Consider the following 18522-nt stretch of genomic DNA (forward strand, 5'->3'; position numbering starts at 1 on the left):
GACATGAAACAATCGGATTGGCTCACCGGTATCAACAGCGAGCAGGAGACACAGCACGATGCGCATCGGAGTTCTCACCGCAGGCGGCGACTGCCCCGGCCTGAACGCCGTGATCCGGTCGGTCGTGCACCGGGCGGTCGCGGACTACGGCGACGAGGTCATCGGCTTCGAGGACGGGTACTCGGGCCTGCTGGACGGCCGCTTCCGGGCCCTCGACCTGAACGACGTGAGCGGCATTCTGGCCCGCGGCGGCACCATCCTCGGCTCCTCCCGACTGGAGCGCGACCGCCTGCGCGAGGCCTGCGAGAACGCCTCCGACATGATCCACCGGTTCGGCATCGACGCGCTGATCCCGATCGGCGGCGAGGGCACGCTGACCGCGGCCCGGATGCTCGGCGACGCGGGCCTGCCCGTGGTCGGCGTTCCGAAGACGATCGACAACGACATCTCCTCCACCGACCGGACCTTCGGCTTCGACACGGCCGTCGGCGTCGCCACCGAGGCCATGGACCGCCTGAAGACGACGGCGGAGTCCCACCAACGGGTGATGGTCGTCGAGGTCATGGGCCGCCACGCGGGCTGGATCGCGCTGGAGTCCGGCATGGCGGCCGGCGCGCACGGCATCTGCCTCCCGGAGCGCCCGTTCGACCCCGCCGACCTCGTCAAGATGGTCGAGGAGCGCTTCGCGCGCGGCAAGAAGTTCGCGGTGATCTGCGTCGCCGAGGGCGCCCACCCCGCCGAGGGCACCATGGACTACGGCAAGGGCGACATCGACCAGTACGGCCATGAGCGCTTCCAGGGCATCGGCACCGCCCTCGCGTTCGAGCTGGAGCGCCGCCTCGGCAAGGAGGCCAAGCCGGTCATCCTCGGCCACGTCCAGCGCGGCGGCGTACCCACCGCGTACGACCGTGTCCTCGCCACCCGCTTCGGCTGGCACGCGGTGGAGGCCGCGCACCGGGGCGAGTTCGGCAGGATGACCGCGCTGCGCGGCACCGACGTCGTGATGGTGCCGCTGGCGGAGGCGGTCACCGAGCTGAAGACGGTGCCGAAGGACCGGATGGACGAGGCCGAGTCGGTCTTCTAGCCACGAGCCTTCGGTCACGAGCCTTGGCCACGAGCCCTCGGCTGCGTGCCTTTGGCCGCGAGCCCCGGTCGCGAGTGCGCCCGCCCGGGGGCACGGGTTCCGCTCAGGGGCTGATCGCCTGGAGCGTCGTCCAGAAGCGGTCCACGATCCGGCTCAGGAACTCGCGGCCGGCCGCGCTGGAGTCACTGTTGTCGCCGCCCCAGCTCAGGGTCGCGGTCATCTGCCCCTGGTAGTCCTGGTGCAGCTCCTGGAGGGCGGTCTCCAGCGCGCGCCGGTCCAGGGGCACCATCTTGCCGACCGGTCGCACATACGCCTGCCAGCGCGTCGTCACGGCACTGCGCAGCAGGTCTGCGAGTTTCGCGTCGCGGCCCGTGACGGTGATGAAGTCCGGCAGCGACAGTCCGAGCAACTCGGCGAGGGCGGCGGACTGACGGTCCGTGCCGCGCCAGTCGTCGAGCTCCTCCATGCGGAGATAGGCGGGCAGGTCGTGCCCGACGGTACGGGCCACGTCCTCGGGCGCGAGACCCCGGGCGAGCCGGTGCTCACGCAAGGTCCGCGGCTTGCCGAGCAGCTCGCTGGGCGAGCACCACAACACCCCCGCGAGTGCGGTGAGTTCACCGCTGGTGGGGACAGCGAGCTCGCGCTCCCAGGCGATCACCAGGTCCTCGGTGACATAGGGGAGTCCGTACGAGGCGCGCATGCCGTACGCGACATGTTCGGGCCCCATGTTGAGGGCGGCCCGGAGCCTGCGGGCGGCGGGGGCGTCGAAAGGGGGAGTGGGTGGGGTCCGGCGGCTGGAGCGGTTGGGGTTGTTCGGCTGGTTCGGTTGGGCTGGGGGTCGGCGCACGGCCCACAACGTAGGGCGGCCGGAGTGGGGTGACTACGGTCTGTTCGGCCAGGATTACGGATTGTAGGAAGCTACGGCTACTGGTGGGTTCGTTGACGGGGGAGATCGTCCGCGGCGGTGGGACGGGCGGTGAGGGTGGTGGCGCCGGGATGGAGAGGGGGGCGGTCGCCGGGTGGTGGGGGTTGGCGAACGGCAAGGTCAAGAGGCATATTCGCGAGCGCTTCCTGATGACGATCTCTTGGTGGTTCATGACGGGAGTCCTGCGGTTTTCGGTCGTCTGAACGAACCCCGAAGAGGGGTGCGTCAGGTTCGATACCTCGGTCGGTCGCCGGGAGGCGGCTGAGGGGCGGCTCAATCCCGACGTTGGGGGAGCCGTCTATTGGAAGGGCGGCATCGGGTGCGGCGGAGGCGTGGGAGGTTGGCCGAATTCGCGGGCCCGGTCACGGGTCATGGCGCCCTCGGTGTCGGCATCGGCCCGGTCGAAGGCGTCGGATGCGAGGAGGTAGTAGGACCCGGCCTCGGAGAATCGCTGCGCCCTCTCATGGCTCGCGGCAAGGTTTCGTAGGGTTTGGCCCACCTTGTACCAATCCTCGAACTCCCGGTGGATCTCAAGCGCCTTCCCGTAGGCCTCCGTCGCCTCCTCCGCCCGGCCGGTGTCCTGGAGCGTGAGACCGAGGTTGTTCCAGGCGATCGCCTCCCGGTGACGATCGCCCACCGTCCGGAACAGATCGCGGGCGTGGGTGTGGGCGTCGACCGCCTCCCCCGAGCGGCCGGCCTTGCGCAGCGCGTTGCCGAGGTTGTTCCATGCGGTGGCCTCGCGGAGCCGGTCACCGGCGGCCCGGAACAGGTCGCGGGCGCGGCCATGCGCCTCGACCGCCTCCTCGGCCCGGCCCGCCTCGCGCAGGACGCTGCCGAGCTTGGTCCAGGCAGCAGCCTCACCGAGCCGGTCGCCCGCACGCCGCGCGGCGTGCCCGGCCGTACGGGCGATGGCGATCCCGTCGCTGAAGTACCGTCGGCAGCGCAGATACTCCGCCAGGCACAGGGCCAGCCCCACCGCCCGCCGCGCGTACCGCTCCTCTGCGGCCCACTCCACGGCCCCCACCAGCCCGGCCCGCTCCCCGTCCAGCCAGGCCAGCGCCTGCGCCCGGTCCCCGAAGCGCACCGGCTCCGGCCTTCCCGGCAGCCAGTGCAACCGGTCGTCCGCGATGTCCGCCCACCGCCAGTAGAACCCCAGCAGCCGCTCCCGAGCAGCCTCCCCCTCCTCCCGCAGACCCGGATCCCCGGCTGTCACGCCCACCCCGAACGCCCGCACCAGGTCGTGCAGCCGCCACCGCACATCCCCGCTCGCCGTATCCCCCTTCCCCGCATCCCTCTTGGCCCGCACGGCCGTGACGAGACATGCGGCGGCCAGGTCCTCCAGGACCCCCACCGCGGCATCCTCGTCGAGGCCCGCGAGGGCGGCCGCGGCCTCCGTACCGGTGTCGCTGCCGGGAGCGAGGGCGAGCAGACGCAACAGCCGGGCCTGGTCTTCCGGCAGCCGGCGGTACGACGTCTCCAGGACCGGGCGCAGGGCGAGAGAACGGCCGTACTGGTCCGTGCCCCGGCTGCCGTTGTCGAGGACGGACAGCGCGTCGCCGACCTTCTTGATGTCGGCGACCAGGGTGGCGATCCCGCGGCTGCGGCGGCGGCGCAGCATCGCGGCGGCGATCTGGAGGGCGAGGGGCAGGTGGCCGCAGAGAACGGTCAGTTCACGCAGGGCCTGAGGCTCGCGGGAGGGGCGGTCGTCGTGCGGGTCGTTGCTGAGTGCCGTGGTCACGAGGGCGGTCGCCTCGTCCTCGGGGAGGGTCTCCAGGTCCACGATGTGCAGCGGGAGCGAGTCGGGGCGGTCGCGGGAGGTGATCAGGACGCGGTGGTGGCCGGAGCCGGGCAGGAGCCGCAGGAACTGGGGCGGGTCCGAGGCGTTGTCCAGCACCAGCAGCGTCCGGGCGCGGCGCTCGGCGAGATGCACCTGGTACGTGTCGTACTGGCGGGCCGTCGTCCTCGGCAGATCCGGGCCGCGTATGCCGAGGGCGTCGAGGAGGGCGAGGACCGCCTGGTCCGAGGTGACGGGGTTGTCGTCGTACCCGCGCAGATCGACGAAGAGCGTCCCGCCGGGGAACCAGCCCTTCGCCCGCGCCTGGTGAGCCGCCTCGATCGCCAGCGCCGTCTTGCCGATGCCGCCCATGCCGGTGAGCGCGGAGATGAGAAGCGGGCGGGCGGTGGCCGGGCCGTCGGCGGTGGGGTCGAGATGGGCGAGCAGCCGGTGCAGGTCCGCGGCCCGGCCGGTGAAACCGAGGGGGCGGGGCGGGAGGACGGTGGAGGCGGTGGGGACGGGGACGTGCGCCGGGCCCGCGGCCCCGGCCCGGTGGGGAGCGCGTGACGGAGGTGCCGTCTCCCTGGGCTCCAGTTCGCGGAGTACGGCGATCGCCGCGTCGGCGGCCCGCTCGGCGGCGTACCGCTGGGAACCCCGCGCTTCCGCCTGCGCCTTGCCGGCGTCCGCCCGGTCGCTGATGCCCCGGATGATCAATGCGCCCGCCCTGCCGGCGAGATGGGCCGCGTGGGCCACCCCCGACCCCTCCATCTCGATGGCTACGGCGTCGTTGAAGTGCTCCCGGATGCGGTGGGCGAGGGGCGAGTCCGCGTCGGACAGGACGACGTCGCCCGCGGCGATCGGCTTGAAGTGGACGTGCGGTACGCCGCGCAGGGCCTGGCGGGCCGCCGAGTCGAGGTGGTGCGGGGCCGGCCAGGTCAGCGGGCGGTCGAGGAAGCCGTCGGGGGTCTCCTTGCCGCCGTGAATCGCGTACACCTTCGTGGCGACGACCACGTCACCGAGCGCGATGTCCTCCTTGAGGGCGCCCGCCACGCCGACGAAGAGGACCGCTTGTGGGGCGAACCAGGTCAGCACCCGCTCGGTGAGGGTGGCTGCGGTGAGCGTGCCCTCGCCCAGTTCCAGAAGGGCGACCCACCAGGGTGTTCCGGGAAGCCGGCCGACTTCGGCACGGGTGCCGTAGTAGGGGTGCACGCGGGTCTCGGTGGCCGGGAGGTGGTCGCGGACCGCCCGGTATTCGAGGGGGAGGGCGGTGAGTACGGCGATGGTGGGGGCGGTGGTGGGCACCATTTCACGGTACTGCCAAGTGGGCTGGTCGCAGCGGGAGTTGGGTGGTTGATGAGGGCGTACCTTGTTGGCAGGCCGGGTTCGGCGGCGGTGCGGGGGCGGCGATGGACGACGAGGACGACGGGCGGTACGGCGGGGATCATCTCGACTTTCGGGGAGCGGAGTTCAAGGGGCTCGTAGTCGCGCACGGGACCATTCACCAGCACGCCGCCGCGCCCACCGCCCTGGACGCCCTGCCCGCTCGGGTGACCGGGTTCGCCGGACGGGGGACTGAGCTGGGACGACTCCTTGACGCGTTCGACCCTTCAGGTGCCGGTGCCGGTGCCGGTGCCGGTGCCGGTGCCGGTGCCGGTGCCGGTGGCGGTGGCGGTGGCGGGTCGGGGCCGGTCGCCGCGCTGTCCGGGACCGGCGGCATCGGCAAGACCGCGCTCGCGGTGGAGGCGGCTCACGAGGCGTGTGCGAGGGGATGGTTTCCGGGCGGGGTGCTCTTCCTGGACCTGCACGGGTACGACGACGATCCCGTCACTGGCGAGCAGGCGCTGGAGGCGTTGCTCCGGGCGCTCGGTGTGGAGCCGGAGCACATTCCGGTACGGGCGGACGAGCGCGGCGCGTTGTACAGGTCGCTCCTGGCGCAACGGGGGCGGGAGCACGGAGCGGTGCTGGTGATGGCCGACAATGCCTCCGCTCCGGATCAGGTGCGACCGCTGCTGCCCGGGGACGCACGGCATCGCCTCCTGGTGACCTCGCGCGGCCGGCTTCCCCAACTGGGCGCGCGAATGGTGGCGTTGGCCGAGCTGACGCCGGGCGAGGCGCACGAGCTCCTCGACCGCGCCCTGCGCATCGCGGACCCGGACGACAGCCGGGTCGCCGACGAGCGCGATGCGGCCATGGACGTCGCCGCTCGCTGCGGGCACCTGCCGCTCGCCCTCCAGCTCGCGGCGGCGCTGCTGGTGCTGGACCCGGAGAAGGCCGTCGCCGAGCTCGCGGCCCAGCTCGCCGAGTTCCGTGACCCCCTGCACGGCCTCGACGACGGTGACCCCAGGGTTCGGGCCGCCTTCGGCCTGTCGTACCGGCGACTGCCGCCCGAGCAGGCCCGGTTGCTGCGCTTGCTGGCCCTCGTTCCGGGCGCCGAGGTCACCACTGCGGCCGTGACTGCCCTGACCGGGGACGAGGTCCCGCCGACCGGCACCTTGGACGCGCTGGCCCGCGCTCACCTTGTCGAGCGGGGGAGCGAGGACGGGCGGTGGCGGCTGCACGACCTGGTGCGGGTGTGCGGTGTGGGGGTGGTGGCGGGAGAGACGGATCTGCGGGAGGAGGGAGAGGCGGCGCGGGAGCGATTGCTGGAGTTCTATCTGCGGTGGGCGGGTGCGGCGGACGCACGGTTGCGCTGGATCCCGGGGAATCCGGAGCCGGAGCGGTTCGCGGACCGGGGGCAGGCGCTGGCGTGGCTGGACGCGGAGCGTGCGGGGCTGGTGGCGGCGGTGCAGTGGGCGAGCGACGAGCGGCACGTGCGAAAGGCGGTGGTGCTGGCCGCAAGTCTGGCGGTGTACCTGCTGTGGCGGCGGTACTTCGATGACGGGATCACCGTCGGCCATGCTGCCCGAGCAGTCGCCCACGGCGCCGGAGAGCGACGCAGTGAGGCCATCGCGTGGAACAACCTCGGACTGGTGCTGAGGGAGGCGGGCCGGCTGGAGGAGACGATCGACGCCCACACCCACGCCCGCGACCTGTTCCAGAGCACCGGGGACCGGCACGGTGACGCCGTCGCGCGGGACCATCTCGGCCTGGCATTGCGGGAGGCGGGCCGGGTGGAGGAGGCGATCGACGCCCACACCCGGGCGTGCGAGCTGTTCCGGAGTGTCGGGGACCGTCACCGGGAGGCCATCGCGTGGAACCACCTCGGCGTTGCCCTGTGGGCGGCGGGCCGGGCGGACGAGGCGATCGACGCCCACACCCGTTCACGCGACCTGTGCCGGGCCGTCGGAGACCGCCACCGCGAGGCGGACGCGTGGAACAACCTCGGCGTCATCCTGCGGGAGGCCGGGCGGACGGGGGAGGCCATCGAGGCGGGTGGCAAAGCGCTGGAGGTGTACCGCGAGTTCGAGGACTGGTACCGGGCGGGCCAGACCCTGCAGAACCTGGGCTCGGCCCACAAACAAGCCCGTCACCCTGCCGAAGCCCGCGCCCACTACCTCCAGGCGGCCGACGCCTTCACCCGCGCCGACGCCGCTCACAAAGCCGCCGAGGCCCGCACCGCCGCAGCCGGCCTCCTCACCCCTTGACCGCCCCACCCAACGCAAACCCCCCACCCAACCGCCTCGCCACCAGCACATAAAGCAAAATCACCGGCGTCGAGTAAATGATCGAGAACGCGGCCAGCTGCCCGTAAACCACAGTCCCCCGATTCCCGAAGAACTCATTGATGCTCACAGCCGCAGGCATCTGATCCGGCGTGAGCAGCAACATGAACGGCACAAAGAAGTTCCCCCACATCATCACGAACGAGAACACCGTCACCACCGCCACCCCGGGCCCCATCAGCGGCAACACGATCCGCACCAGTGACTGGAGCGACGACGCCCCGTCCGTCCAGGCCGCCTCCTCCAGCTCCTTCGGCACGCCGTCCATGAAGTTCTTCATCAGCCAGATGGCGAACGGCAATTGAGAAGCCGCGAAGAAGAAGATCGTGCCCTGCATGGTGTCGATCAGATTCACCTGCACGAACAACGCGTACACCGGCACCATGATCGCCGTGATCGGCAGACTCGTCGCGAAGAGAATCGTGAGCAGGAACGGCCGGTTGAAGCGCGACCGGAACCGCGACAGCGGATACGCGGCCAGCGCCGCGCACGCCACCGTCAGCGCCGTCCCGCCGCCGCACAGGAGCAGGCTGTTCAGCAGCGGCGTGAACGTGATGTCCGGGGTCAGGACGGCGTCGAAGTTGTCCAGGGTCACGCCGTCGGGGAGCTTCACCTGAAGCCCCGCGTCCGTGTCCAGCGCGGAGAGGACCACCCACGCCAACGGCAGCGCGAAGGCCACGGCCACCGCCAGCAGACCCGCGTCGGCGGCCAGGCGATGAGTGGTGCGTCGGGAGGAAGGAGTACGGGGCGTCCGGGACATGGGTGTCAGACCTCCGTTCGCAGCAGACGCAGATAGACCACAGAGAACAGCGACCCCACCACCAGAAGCAGCAGGGCCACCGCGGTGCCGTAGCCGATCATGCTCTTCTGGAACGCCTCCTCGTACATGAACAGCGGCAGCGTCTGGCTCTTGCCGCCCGGGCCGCCCCTGGTCATCACCCAGATGAGCCCGAACACCGACAGCGTCTGAAGGGTGATCAGCATCAGGTTGGTGCCGATCGAACGGCGGATCATCGGGAGCGTGATGTGCCACATCCGGCGCCAGCCGCCGGCGCCGTCGACCTCGGCCGCCTCCGTGATCTCCTTCGGGATCTCGTTCAGCGCCGCCGAGTAGACGAGCATCGAGAAGGCCGTACCCCGCCAGACGTTCGCGAAGGACACCGCCAGGATCGGGAGGGTGAACAGCCAGTTCTGGGTGGGGAGTTGGAGCCAGTCCAGGATGGCGTTCAGGGTGCCCTCGCGGCGGAAGAAGGCGTAGAGGAGGAAGCCCGCGACGACCTCCGGCAGGACCCACGCGGTGATGACGATGCCGCCGACCAGCGTGCGGATCGGCTTCGACGCACGCTGCATCAGGGCGGCCAGCGCCAGGCCCAGGGTGTTCTGGCCGAGCAGCGCCGAGATGACGGTGAAGACGAGCGTCAGCCAGACCGCGTTGACGAACGCCTCGTCGCCGAACGCCGTACGGAAGTTGTCGAGGCCGACGAACGAGTCTTCGGCCTGGCCGGTCAGCTGGAGGTCGGTGAAGGCGATGTAGGCGCAGTACGCGATCGGGCCGGCCAGGAAGAGGACGAGGAGGACCAGGGCGGGGGAGACGGGGAGGGCGCGGGCGAGGGTGCGGTGAAGCGGGGCGTGAGGGTGGGGGCGAGCACGAGTGTGGGAGGTAGGGAGTGAAGTTAGCGGGCCCGAGGGGGACTTGCCGGTCGTCGGGCCCGTTGCGTCGTGCGGTGCTTCGGCGGTCATGGGCGGTCGTCCTCGCCGTCTTTCACTTCTCGATCACCTCTCCGTCCGCCGCCGACTTCAGCTCCTCGTCGTAGCCCTTCGCCGCCTCCGCCACCGACATGTCGCCCGTCGTCACGCCCTCCATCGCTTCCTGGACGGCGGTGGAGACCTTCGGATACGCCGGGTAGGCGGGGCGGTAGTGGGTGCTCGCGACGAGGTCCGTGAAGAACTTGATGCCGGGTTGGGCGTCGGTGTACGCCGGGTCGTCCGCGACGTCCTTGCGTACGGCGATGCCGGAGTTGGCGACGTACCACTTCTGGGCGTTCGCCTTCGTCTGCATCGTCTTGATGAACTCGAAGGCCAGGTCGGGGTTGCCCGCCTTGGCCGGGATGGACCAGGTCCAGCCGCCGGACATGCTCACCTTGCCGGGAGCCTGGCCGTTCTGCGTGGGCATGGCGGCGAGGCCCAGCTCGTCCGACCACTCGGGCCATTCGTGACCACTCCCGGGCAGCCAGTCCTGCGGGAGCCAGGAGCCGTCGAGGGCGATGGCCAGCTTGCCCTTCGGCAGCCACTCGCCGCGCACCCGGGTCATGACGTTGGGATCGAGGGCGTCGGAGACGTCCGGGCCGAGCTTCTCCTTGTAGACGGTCTCGACGAAGGACAGGGAGTCCTTGAAGCCCTGGCCGCCGGCGATCCACTTCTTGGCGGACTTGTCGTACAGCGGGTCCGAGGTGCCGCCGCTCGCGCCCGTGCCGTACAGCAGCATCTCGAACGTCTGCATGGTGGCGGCCTCGCCGACCGGCTTGCCCGTGTAGACGTTGAGGGGGATGACGCCGGGGACCTTCTCCTTGACGGTCCGGGCGGCGTCGAGGACGTCGTCCCAGGTCTTCGGCTGCCAGTCGGCGGGCAGGCCGGCCTTCTTGAAGATGTCCTTGCTGAACCACAGCCCCCGGGTGTCCGTCCCGTCCGGGACGCCGTACGTCTTTCCGTCCTCGCCCTGCGCCGCTGCCTTCGCCGTGTCGATGAACTTGTCCCAGTCCTGCCACTTGGCGAGGTACGGGTCGAGGGGCTTCAAATACCCGCTGGTGATGTCCGAGTTGATGAGGAAGGTGTCCTCGTAGACCAGGTCGGGGGCGGTCTTGGGGGAGCGGAGCATCTGCTGGAGCTTGGTGTAGTACTCCGAGTCCGGGGCCTTGATGGGGACGAGCTCGACCTTCTTGCCGGGGTTCGCCTTCTCGAACTGCTTCTTGATGTCCGCGAGGTAGGTGTCCATCACCTTGATGGAGTTGTCCGTGGACTGCTTGAAGGAGACCTTGACGGTGTCCGGGTCACTGCCGGAGCCGCTGCCACAGGCGGTGAGAGTGCCTGCGGCGGCGAGGGTGAGGGCGAGCAGTGCGGGGAGCGTGGGGCGGGTGGCGGTGGGGCGCACGGGCATGACCTCCTGCGGGCGCACGTCGTTGTGGCGCGGGGATGGCTGCCTGGTGAACGTAGGTTGAGTGGTCTAGTCAGGTCAATGCGTGTGCGGCGGATTGGGCGTCGGCGGCTTCGGCGGGGGCGTTGGCCATGGTGTAGGCATCGGCGGCTTGGAGGTAGTAGGCGCGGGCTTCGGTGGGGCGGTGGGCGCCCTCGTGGGTGACGAGAGCCAGACTGGAAAGGGTCATGCCTGCGCCATACCAGTCCTCGAACTCGCGGCAGGCGGCCAGAGCCTTGCCGTATGCCTCAATGGCCTCTTGCGCCCGGTTTGCCTCCCGCAGGGCCTCGCCCAGGTTGTGCCATGCCGTGCCCTCGCGCCATCGGTCCCCGAGGACCTGGTAAAGGCTGCATGCGTAGCTGTGGGCGTCGATCGCCTTCTCTACCTGGCCCACGGCCTGCAGAGCAATGCCGAGGTTGGTCCACGCGCCGGCCTCGCTGTGGCGATCGCCGGCGCGCTGCAACAGGACGCGGGCGCGGGTATGGGCATTGACCGCCTCCCTCACCCGGCCTGCCTCGCCCATGGCAAGGCCGAGGTTGCCCCACGCCATCGCCTCGCCGAGGCTGTCCCCAACTGCCTGGCACAGGTCGCGAGAGCGGGTGAGCGCGTCGATCGCCTCCCTCGTCCGGCTCGCCTCCCGTAGAGCGACGCCGAGGCGGTTACAAGCATCGGCTTCGCTGCCCGGGTCCCCTGCACGGTGGACTGCCTCCCAGGCGGCACGCGCAGTGGTGATCCAGTCGTCGAAGTACCGCCGCCAGGACAGATACTCCGCCATGCGCTCGGCCAGCCGCACCGCGTTCTCCGCGTGGCGCTCCTCATCCGCCCACTGCACGGCCGCCACCAGCCCCGCCCGCTCTGCGTCCAGCCACGCCAGCGCCTGAGCCCGGTTTGTGTACCGCTCCGGCTCCGGATTTCCCGGGATCCACCGCAGTCGGTCATCCGCCGCATCTGCCCATTGACAGTAGAACCCCAGCAGCCGCTCCCGCGCCGTATCCCCTTCCTCCCTAAAGTCCGCATCCCTGCTCACGACACCCGCCCCGAACGCCCGCACCAGGTCATGCAATCGCCACCGCACACCCCCACCCTGCGGAACCGCAGTGACAAGACCAGCGGTCGCCAAGTCCTCCAGCAGCCCCATGGCGGCATTCACGGCCAAGTCGATCAAGGCGGCCACGGCCTCCGTACTCGTGTCGGCGCCTGGTGCCAGGGCCAGCAGACGCAGCAGCCGGGCATGCTCGGCCGGCAGTCGGCGGTACGACGTCTCCAGGACCGGCCGCAGGGCGAGTGAGCGGCCGTACAGGTCCGTGCCGGTGCTGCCGTTGTCCAGGACAGCCGTGGGATCCTCGGCTTCCCTGATCTCGGCCGCCAGCGAGGCAATGCCACGGTGCCGCCGCCGACGGAGCATCGCGGCGGCGATGTGCAGGGCAAGCGGCAAGTGCCCGCACAACTCGGCCAGTTCACGCAGCGCCTGCGGTTCCCGCTCCGGGCGGTCGTCACGTTCGTCGGCGGCATGGAGGGCGTGGGTCACGAGGGCGACGGAGTCGTCCCGGGCGAGTGCTTCGACGTCGATGAGGCGTACGGGGAGGGAGTCGGGGCGGTCCCGCGAAGTGATCAGCACCCGGTGATGGTCCGTGCCGGGCAGCAGATCCCGGAACTGGGACGGGTCCGAGACGTTGTCCAGGATCAGCAGCGTGCGGTTCCGCCGTTCGGAGAGCAGCCTGCGGTAGACGTCGTACTGCCGCGCGGCCTCCTGCGGCAGCTCCGCCCCCTGCACACCCATCGCATCGAGCAGCGCCAGCACCGCCTGATCCGCCGTCACCGGATCGTCGTCGTACCCCCGCAGATCCACGAACAGCGTCCCACCGGGGAACCACCCCTCCGCACAGGCCCGATGCGCAGCCTCGACCGCCAACGCCGTCTTCCCGATACCGCCCATCCCCGTGACGGCGAAGATGAGCACAGGAAGCGCACCCGAGTCCCCCGCATCAGACGCGAGCTGTGCGAGCAACCGCCCAAGCTCCGCCGACCGCCCCGTGAACGCCAACGGCCGCGGCGGCAGCGTCGCGCTCGCGCGCGGTACCGGCCCGTGGACGGTACCCCTACCCCCGGCCTCCACCGGTCTGCTTACCGATGACCGTGCCGTAAAAGGTCCCGCCCCGAAAGTCGATGTGGTCGCCCCCACCCCGATGGGGCCCCTCCTCGGAGTCGTCGGACCCGGACGCCCCACCCCGCGGCCGATGTTTCCGCAGCACCGCCACCGCCACGGCAGCCGCCTGCGCGGCAGCCCGCTCCTGTGACCCGGACGCGTCGTCGTCCCCCTTGTCGGCGTTGGCCCGGTCGCTGATCCCCCGGATCACCAGCGCGTCCAACTGCCCACTCAGATGCGCCGCGTGAGCCGCCCCGGAACCCTCCATCTCGATCGCGTACGCGTCGCCGTAGTTCCGTCGGACGAAGTCCGCGAAGGCGGATTCGTGATCGGCGAGGACGACATCCCCGCAGGCGATCGGCTTACGGTGCCCCCGCACCCCCTCCCCGGCCAGCTCCCGCAACGCCGACCGCGCCGCCTGCACCAGCCGGTGCGAGCCGTGCCAGACCTCGGGGCGCGCCTCGAAGCCGTCCGGTGTCAGCTTGCCGCCCTGGACGGCGTACACCTTGGTGCCGACCACGACGTCGCCGAGCTCGATGTCGTCCTTCAGCCCGCCCGCGACCCCGACGAACAGCAGCGCCTCGGGGCGGAGCCAGGAGACCAGCTGCATGGTGAGCGCGGCGGCGTTCATCGCCCCCTCGCCCAGCTCGGCGATCGAGAGCGTCCAGGGCGTGCCCGCGAGCCGGCCGCGTTCGACACGGGTTCCGTCGGCGTGGACGAGTTCCTCGGTGTCGTCCAGGTGCGCGCGTACGGCGTCGTACTCGACGGGGAGCGCGGTGAGGACGACAACGCTGGGAGAAGTCTCTGACACCCCCTTAAGGTACTGCCAAGTGGCAGGCCCGGGCGGGTCGTTGGCCACCGAAGGACCAGAGGCCAGAGGACCAGGGGCCGGGGAAAGGGGATCGCCGTCATGGCCGGTACGGAGTCGGACGTCACCGTCGGGCAGTTGCTGCTCGCCGAGTACCAGAGCCTGAAGGACGAGCAGAAGGCCCGCATCGGCTTCCGGGACAACCTGCTGTACGTCACCCTCGCGGTCGTCGCCGCTGTCATCGCCGCCGCGGCCCAGGCGAAGCAGACGTCGATGCTGCTGGCGTTGCCGCCGGTGTGTGTGGTGCTCGGGTGGACGTACCTGGTCAACGACGAGAAGATCTCGGCGATCGGGAGGTACGTCAGGGGCGAGTTGGGGCCCGGACTCGCTCGACTCGCCGGTACGGAGGCCGTGTTCGGGTGGGAGACCTTCCACCGGGGGGACGCGCGACGCGTGTCGCGCAAGGTCGTGCAGCTCGTCGTCGACCTGCTGGCCTTCTGCGTCGTACCCCTGAGCGCGCTCATCGTGTACTGGGCCGGCGACGAGACCTCGACGGGACTCGTGCTGCTGTCCCTGCTGGAGGCGCTCGCCGTGGCTGGGCTGGCGGCGTACGTCGTGCTGTACGCGCTGCCGTTCGGGTCGGCGGCGGGAGACGCGGCGGGGAACAGCGCCGGCTGAGCCCTGTAGGAGCGGGAGAACTCGGCCGAGAACCAGTCGGCCTACCCGGCCCCCGATCCTGCTCCCGTCCCCGGTGCCGTCCCCGGTCCCGAAACCCACCGATAGACCAGTTCCGGCCTCCCCACCTGCCCATAGACCGGCTTCCGCTCAGCCCTTCCGGCCTCCACCAGGTGCTCCAGATACCGCCGAGCCGTGATCCGGGAAATCCCCACGGCCTCGGCGACCCCCGCCGCCGTGAGCCCCTCCCCGGCGTCCCGCACGGCCCCGGTCACCCGCTCCAGCGTCGGTGCGCTCAACCCCTTCGGCAGGGCCGCCGGCCCGGGCGCCCGCAGGGCCGCCAGTGCCCGGTCCACCTCGTCCTGCCCGCTCGCCTCTCCCACCGCCGCGTGGAACTCGGCGTACCGGACCAGCCGGTCCCGCAGTGTCGCGAAGGTGAACGGCTTCAGGACGTACTGCACGACCCCGAGCGAGACCCCCTCCCGCACCACGGCCAGATCCCGCGCCGACGTCACCGCGATGACATCCGCGTGATGGCCGGCCGTCCGCAGTGACCGCGCCAGCTGCAGCCCGTGCACATCGGGCAGATGCAGGTCGAGCAGCAGCAGGTCCACCGGCGTCCGCTCCAGCGCGCGCCGCGCCTCCGCGCCCGTGTGCGCCTTTCCGACCGCGACGAAGCCCGGCACCCGGCCGACGTACATCATGTGCGCGTCCGCCGCCACCGGATCGTCCTCCACGACCAGGACACGAATCGCCTGCTCGTCCGACGCCGTCATACGTCACCTCTCGAAACCGCCGTGCCCCCGGAACCGGCCCCCTCCGTCGAACGGGAACCTCGCGCCCCGGAGGAACCCTGCGCCCCAGGGGAACCTTCCGTCCCGGAGGAACCCTCCATCGAACCCGCGCCTCCCCCCGGCACGGTCTCCACCAACGGCAACCGCACCTCGAACACCGCCCCGCCCCCGTCGGCCTCCGTCACCGACAACACCCCTTGGTGCCGGACCGCGGCCTGCCGTACGAGCGCCAGCCCCAGCCCCCGGCCACCCGGCCCGGCCGGCTTCGTGGAGAAGCCGCGCTGGAACACCGCCTCGGCGAGCGCGGGGCCCACCCCGGCCCCGGTGTCCGACACCCGCAGCACCAGCTCGCCGCCCTCGCGGCCCTCGGCGTAAGCCGTCACCGTCACCCGTGCACCCACGCTTCCCTGCGCCGCGTCGACCGCGTTGTCGATCAGGTTGCCCAGTATCGTCACGAGGTCCCGGGCGGGCAGGGTGTCGGGCAGCAGGCCGTCGTCCAGGCGGCTGTCCTCCGACACGACGAGCTCCACGCCCCGCTCGTTGGCCTGCGCCGTCTTGCCCAGCAGGAGGGCCGCGAGCACCGGCTCGCTGACCGCCGCGACCACCTGGTCCGTCAGGGCCTGGGCCAGCTCCAGCTCGGCCGTCGCGAATTCGACGGCCTCCTCGGCCCGCCCGAGCTCGATCAGGGAGACCACCGTGTGCAGCCGGTTCGCCGCCTCGTGCGCCTGCGAGCGCAGTGCCTGGGTGAAGCCCCGCTCGGAGTCCAACTCGCCCATCAGGGACTGGAGTTCGGTCACATCGCGCAGTGTCACCACCGTGCCGCGGCGTTCTCCGCCCGACACCGGTGAGGTGTTCACGGCCAGGACGCGTGCCGCCGTCAGATGGACCTCGTCGACCCTCGGCTCCGAGGCCAGCAGCGCCCCGGTGAGCGGTGCGGGCAGGCCGAGCTCCGCGACCGACCGGCCCACCACGTCGCCGGCCACGCCCAGCAGCTCCCGCCCCCCGTCGTTGATCAGCGCCACCCGGTACTGCCCGTCCAGCATCAGCAGCCCCTCACGCACCGCATGCAACGCGGCCTGGTGGTAGTCGTGCATCCGGCTCAGCTCGGCCGCGTTCATGCCATGGGTGTGCCGGCGCAGCCGGGCGTTGATCACGTACGTGCCGATCGCGCCGAGCGCGAGCGCGCCCGCCGCCACCCCGATCAGCGCCGTCAGCTGGTCCTGCACCCGCTTGCTGATCGCCTCGACCCTGATCCCCGCGCTGACCATGCCGACGATGTGCGCCGGGTCCCGCCCCCCGTCGTAGATCGGCACGACCGCCCGCACGGAGGGGCCGAGCGTGCCGGTGTACGTCTCGGTGAAGGGCTCCCCGCGCAGGGCGCGCGCCGTGTGGCCGCGGAAGTGCTGGCCGATCTGCTCCTCGTCGGGGTGCGTCCAGCGGATGCCCTCGGGGTTCATGATCGTGACGAAGTCGACCTCGGCGTCGTGCTGGACACGGAGCGCGTACGGCTGGAGCTCGGCCGTCGGGTCGGCGGTACGGATCGCCTCCGGCACGGTCGGGGCGTCGGCGATCGACTGGGCCACCGCCTTGGCCTGGCGGCCCGCCGCGTCCTCGGCCTGGCCACGGTCGCTGATGTAGGTGAACACCGCGTACCCGGCGACGAGCACCGCTATCAGCACGGCCTGCATCGCGAAGAGCTGGGCGGCCAGGCTGCGGGGCCGGGGGACGGGGATGCGCATGTCGTCAGTCTGCCTCCATGGCTGATTGTGAACTAAATGAACGGAAGGGTGACCGCCCTCACACGGCAGGAGATAGTCACCGCATCGCTGAGTAGTACGCCCCCGTCCCCAGGGCCCGCGAGCCGGTCAGCGAACCCCCACCCCGGACGTGAGCCGCACGCCGGTGACAACCGACGAAGACGTCAAGGAGGGCAGCCGTGGCCGCCGCCAGTTCACCCGACAAGGCACCTGCCGCACCCGTCGCCAAGCGGGACCGCACGCACTACCTCTACATCGCGGTGATCATCGCGGTGGCCCTCGGTATCACCGTGGGTCTGGTCGCGCCCGACTTCGCGGTCGAGCTGAAGCCCATCGGCGCGGGCTTCGTGAACCTGATCAAGATGATGATCTCGCCGATCATCTTCTGCACGATCGTGCTCGGCATCGGTTCGGTCCGCAAGGCCGCCAAGGTCGGCAAGGTCGGCGGTATCGCGCTGGTCTACTTCCTCGCGATGTCGCTGGTCGCGCTCGGCATCGGTCTCGTCGTCGGCAACATCCTGGAGCCGGGCACGGGCCTGCAGATCACCGACGCCATCAAGGACGCCGGTCACGAGCAGGTCGACTCGGAGGCCAAGGACACCACCGAGTTCCTGCTCAGCCTCATCCCGACCACGATGGTCTCCGCGTTCACGTCGGAATCGGTCCTGCAGACCCTGATCATCGCGCTGCTCGCCGGCTTCGCGCTGCAGGCCATGGGCTCGACCGGGGAGCCGATCCTGCGCGGTGTGCAGCACATCCAGCGGCTCGTCTTCCGCATCCTCGCCATGGTGATGTGGGCCGCGCCGATCGGTGCCTTCGGTGCCATCGCGGCCGTCACCGGGTCGGCCGGCATCGACGCGCTGAAGGAACTCGCCATCCTGATGCTCGGCTTCTACGTCACCTGCTTCCTCTTCGTCTTCATCGTGCTCGGCGCGCTGCTGCGGATCGTCTCCGGCCTCAACATCTTCACGCTCTTCAGGTACCTGGGCCGTGAGTTCCTGCTGATCCTGTCCACCTCCTCCTCCGAGTCCGCGCTGCCGCGCCTCATCGCGAAGATGGAGCACCTCGGCGTCAGCAAGCCGGTGGTCGGCATCACCGTCCCGACCGGCTACTCCTTCAACCTCGACGGCACCATGATCTACATGACCATGGCGTCCCTGTTCATCGCCGACGCCATGGGTACGCCGATGTCGATCGGCGAGCAGATCCCGCTGCTGCTCTTCCTGCTGGTCGCCTCCAAGGGCGCCGCCGGTGTCACCGGCGCCGGTCTGGCCACGCTGGCCGGTGGCCTCCAGTCGCACAAGCCCGCCCTGGTGGACGGCGTCGGCCTCATCGTCGGCATCGACCGCTTCATGAGCGAGGCCCGGGCCCTCACGAACTTCGCGGGCAACGCCGTCGCCACGGTCCTGATCGGCACCTGGACCAAGGAGATCGACCGGGACCAGGTCGACCAGGTGCTCACCGGCCGGCTCCCGTTCGACGAGACGACCCTCCTCGACGACGCCCACGGCGCCTCGGCCGGCGTTCCGGACCAGGGCGGCGACAAGGAGGACAAGGAACTCGCCAAGGCCTGACCCGCCGACCGGCCCGGCCTTCGAGCCCGGCCCGGTCCCCTCACTCCGGACGCCCGGACCCGCCTGAACCGGGACCGGGCGTCCGGCCATGTCGTCGAAATCCCTTTGACCAGCCGCCCGACCGGGCCACACG

13 protein-coding genes and 1 pseudogene are annotated in these 18522 nt (G+C 70.9%); 4 read left to right on the plus strand and 10 right to left on the minus strand.

Annotated elements, in window-relative coordinates; all coding sequences use genetic code 11:
- Positions 1–58 precede the first annotated feature (58 nt).
- Positions 59–1084 (plus strand): ATP-dependent 6-phosphofructokinase, encoded by a 1026-nt coding sequence (locus POF73_RS29950; RefSeq protein ID WP_272121696.1) that lies wholly within the window; start codon positions 59–61, stop codon positions 1082–1084.
- A 103-nt stretch (positions 1085–1187) separates the two neighbouring features.
- On the opposite strand, the gene POF73_RS29955 is transcribed toward POF73_RS29950, so the two are convergent.
- From POF73_RS29955 to POF73_RS29965, 3 genes and pseudogenes are all read right to left on the minus strand, one after another.
- On the minus strand, positions 1188–1940 hold the full coding sequence (locus POF73_RS29955) for a helix-turn-helix domain-containing protein (RefSeq protein WP_443049663.1): 753 nt from the start codon (positions 1938–1940) through the stop codon (positions 1188–1190).
- A 367-nt stretch (positions 1941–2307) separates the two neighbouring features.
- Entirely contained in the window at positions 2308–4173 is a 1866-nt protein-coding gene (locus tag POF73_RS29960) for a tetratricopeptide repeat protein (protein ID WP_272121736.1), read from the minus strand.
- Positions 4174–4395: 222 nt separating this feature from the next.
- A pseudogene (locus POF73_RS29965) lies at positions 4396–5088 on the minus strand (5'-methylthioadenosine/S-adenosylhomocysteine nucleosidase); the annotation flags it as partial.
- A gap of 101 nt (positions 5089–5189) precedes the next feature.
- On the opposite strand from POF73_RS29965, the gene POF73_RS29970 reads away from it, so the two are divergent.
- Entirely contained in the window at positions 5190–7367 is a 2178-nt protein-coding gene (locus tag POF73_RS29970; RefSeq protein WP_272121698.1) for a tetratricopeptide repeat protein, read from the plus strand.
- Here POF73_RS29970 and POF73_RS29975 read toward each other — a convergent pair.
- The 5 genes from POF73_RS29975 to POF73_RS29995 all read right to left on the minus strand — a co-directional run bounded on the left by POF73_RS29975 (position 7357) and on the right by POF73_RS29995 (position 13592).
- Complete coding sequence (locus POF73_RS29975; RefSeq protein ID WP_272121700.1) at positions 7357–8205, minus strand: carbohydrate ABC transporter permease; 849 nt, start codon at positions 8203–8205, stop codon at positions 7357–7359. The genes POF73_RS29970 and POF73_RS29975 overlap by 11 nt on opposite strands.
- Positions 8206–8210: 5 nt before the next feature.
- Positions 8211–9185: a carbohydrate ABC transporter permease gene (locus tag POF73_RS29980; protein WP_272121702.1), complete on the minus strand. Its 975-nt coding sequence runs from the start codon at positions 9183–9185 to the stop codon at positions 8211–8213.
- A 22-nt stretch (positions 9186–9207) separates the two neighbouring features.
- A complete protein-coding gene (locus tag POF73_RS29985; RefSeq protein WP_272121704.1) occupies positions 9208–10599 on the minus strand; it encodes an extracellular solute-binding protein in 1392 nt (463 codons plus the stop codon).
- 70 nt (positions 10600–10669) lie between these two features.
- Positions 10670–12571, minus strand: a complete 1902-nt coding sequence (locus POF73_RS29990; RefSeq protein ID WP_272121738.1) for a tetratricopeptide repeat protein — start codon at positions 12569–12571, stop codon at positions 10670–10672.
- A gap of 163 nt (positions 12572–12734) precedes the next feature.
- Positions 12735–13592: a 5'-methylthioadenosine/S-adenosylhomocysteine nucleosidase family protein gene (locus tag POF73_RS29995; protein WP_272121706.1), complete on the minus strand. Its 858-nt coding sequence runs from the start codon at positions 13590–13592 to the stop codon at positions 12735–12737.
- A gap of 99 nt (positions 13593–13691) precedes the next feature.
- On the opposite strand from POF73_RS29995, the gene POF73_RS30000 reads away from it, so the two are divergent.
- Positions 13692–14267, plus strand: a complete 576-nt coding sequence (locus POF73_RS30000; RefSeq protein ID WP_272121708.1) for a hypothetical protein — start codon at positions 13692–13694, stop codon at positions 14265–14267.
- A gap of 41 nt (positions 14268–14308) precedes the next feature.
- On the opposite strand, the gene POF73_RS30005 is transcribed toward POF73_RS30000, so the two are convergent.
- A complete protein-coding gene (locus tag POF73_RS30005) occupies positions 14309–15040 on the minus strand; it encodes a response regulator (RefSeq protein WP_272121710.1) in 732 nt (243 codons plus the stop codon).
- The gene (locus tag POF73_RS30010) at positions 15037–16797 is read right to left on the minus strand and encodes a sensor histidine kinase (protein ID WP_272121712.1); all 1761 of its coding nucleotides are present in this window, start codon (positions 16795–16797) and stop codon (positions 15037–15039) included. Before POF73_RS30010 ends, POF73_RS30005 begins: the two co-directional genes overlap by 4 nt.
- Before the next feature lie 197 nt (positions 16798–16994).
- Between POF73_RS30010 and POF73_RS30015 the strand changes: the two genes are divergently transcribed.
- Positions 16995–18389 (plus strand): cation:dicarboxylate symporter family transporter, encoded by a 1395-nt coding sequence (locus tag POF73_RS30015; RefSeq protein WP_272121714.1) that lies wholly within the window; start codon positions 16995–16997, stop codon positions 18387–18389.
- Positions 18390–18522 lie beyond the last annotated feature (133 nt).

The sequence above is a fragment of the Streptomyces sp. HD genome (assembly GCF_028369295.1).
Classification (GTDB): Bacteria; Actinomycetota; Actinomycetes; order Streptomycetales; family Streptomycetaceae; genus Streptomyces.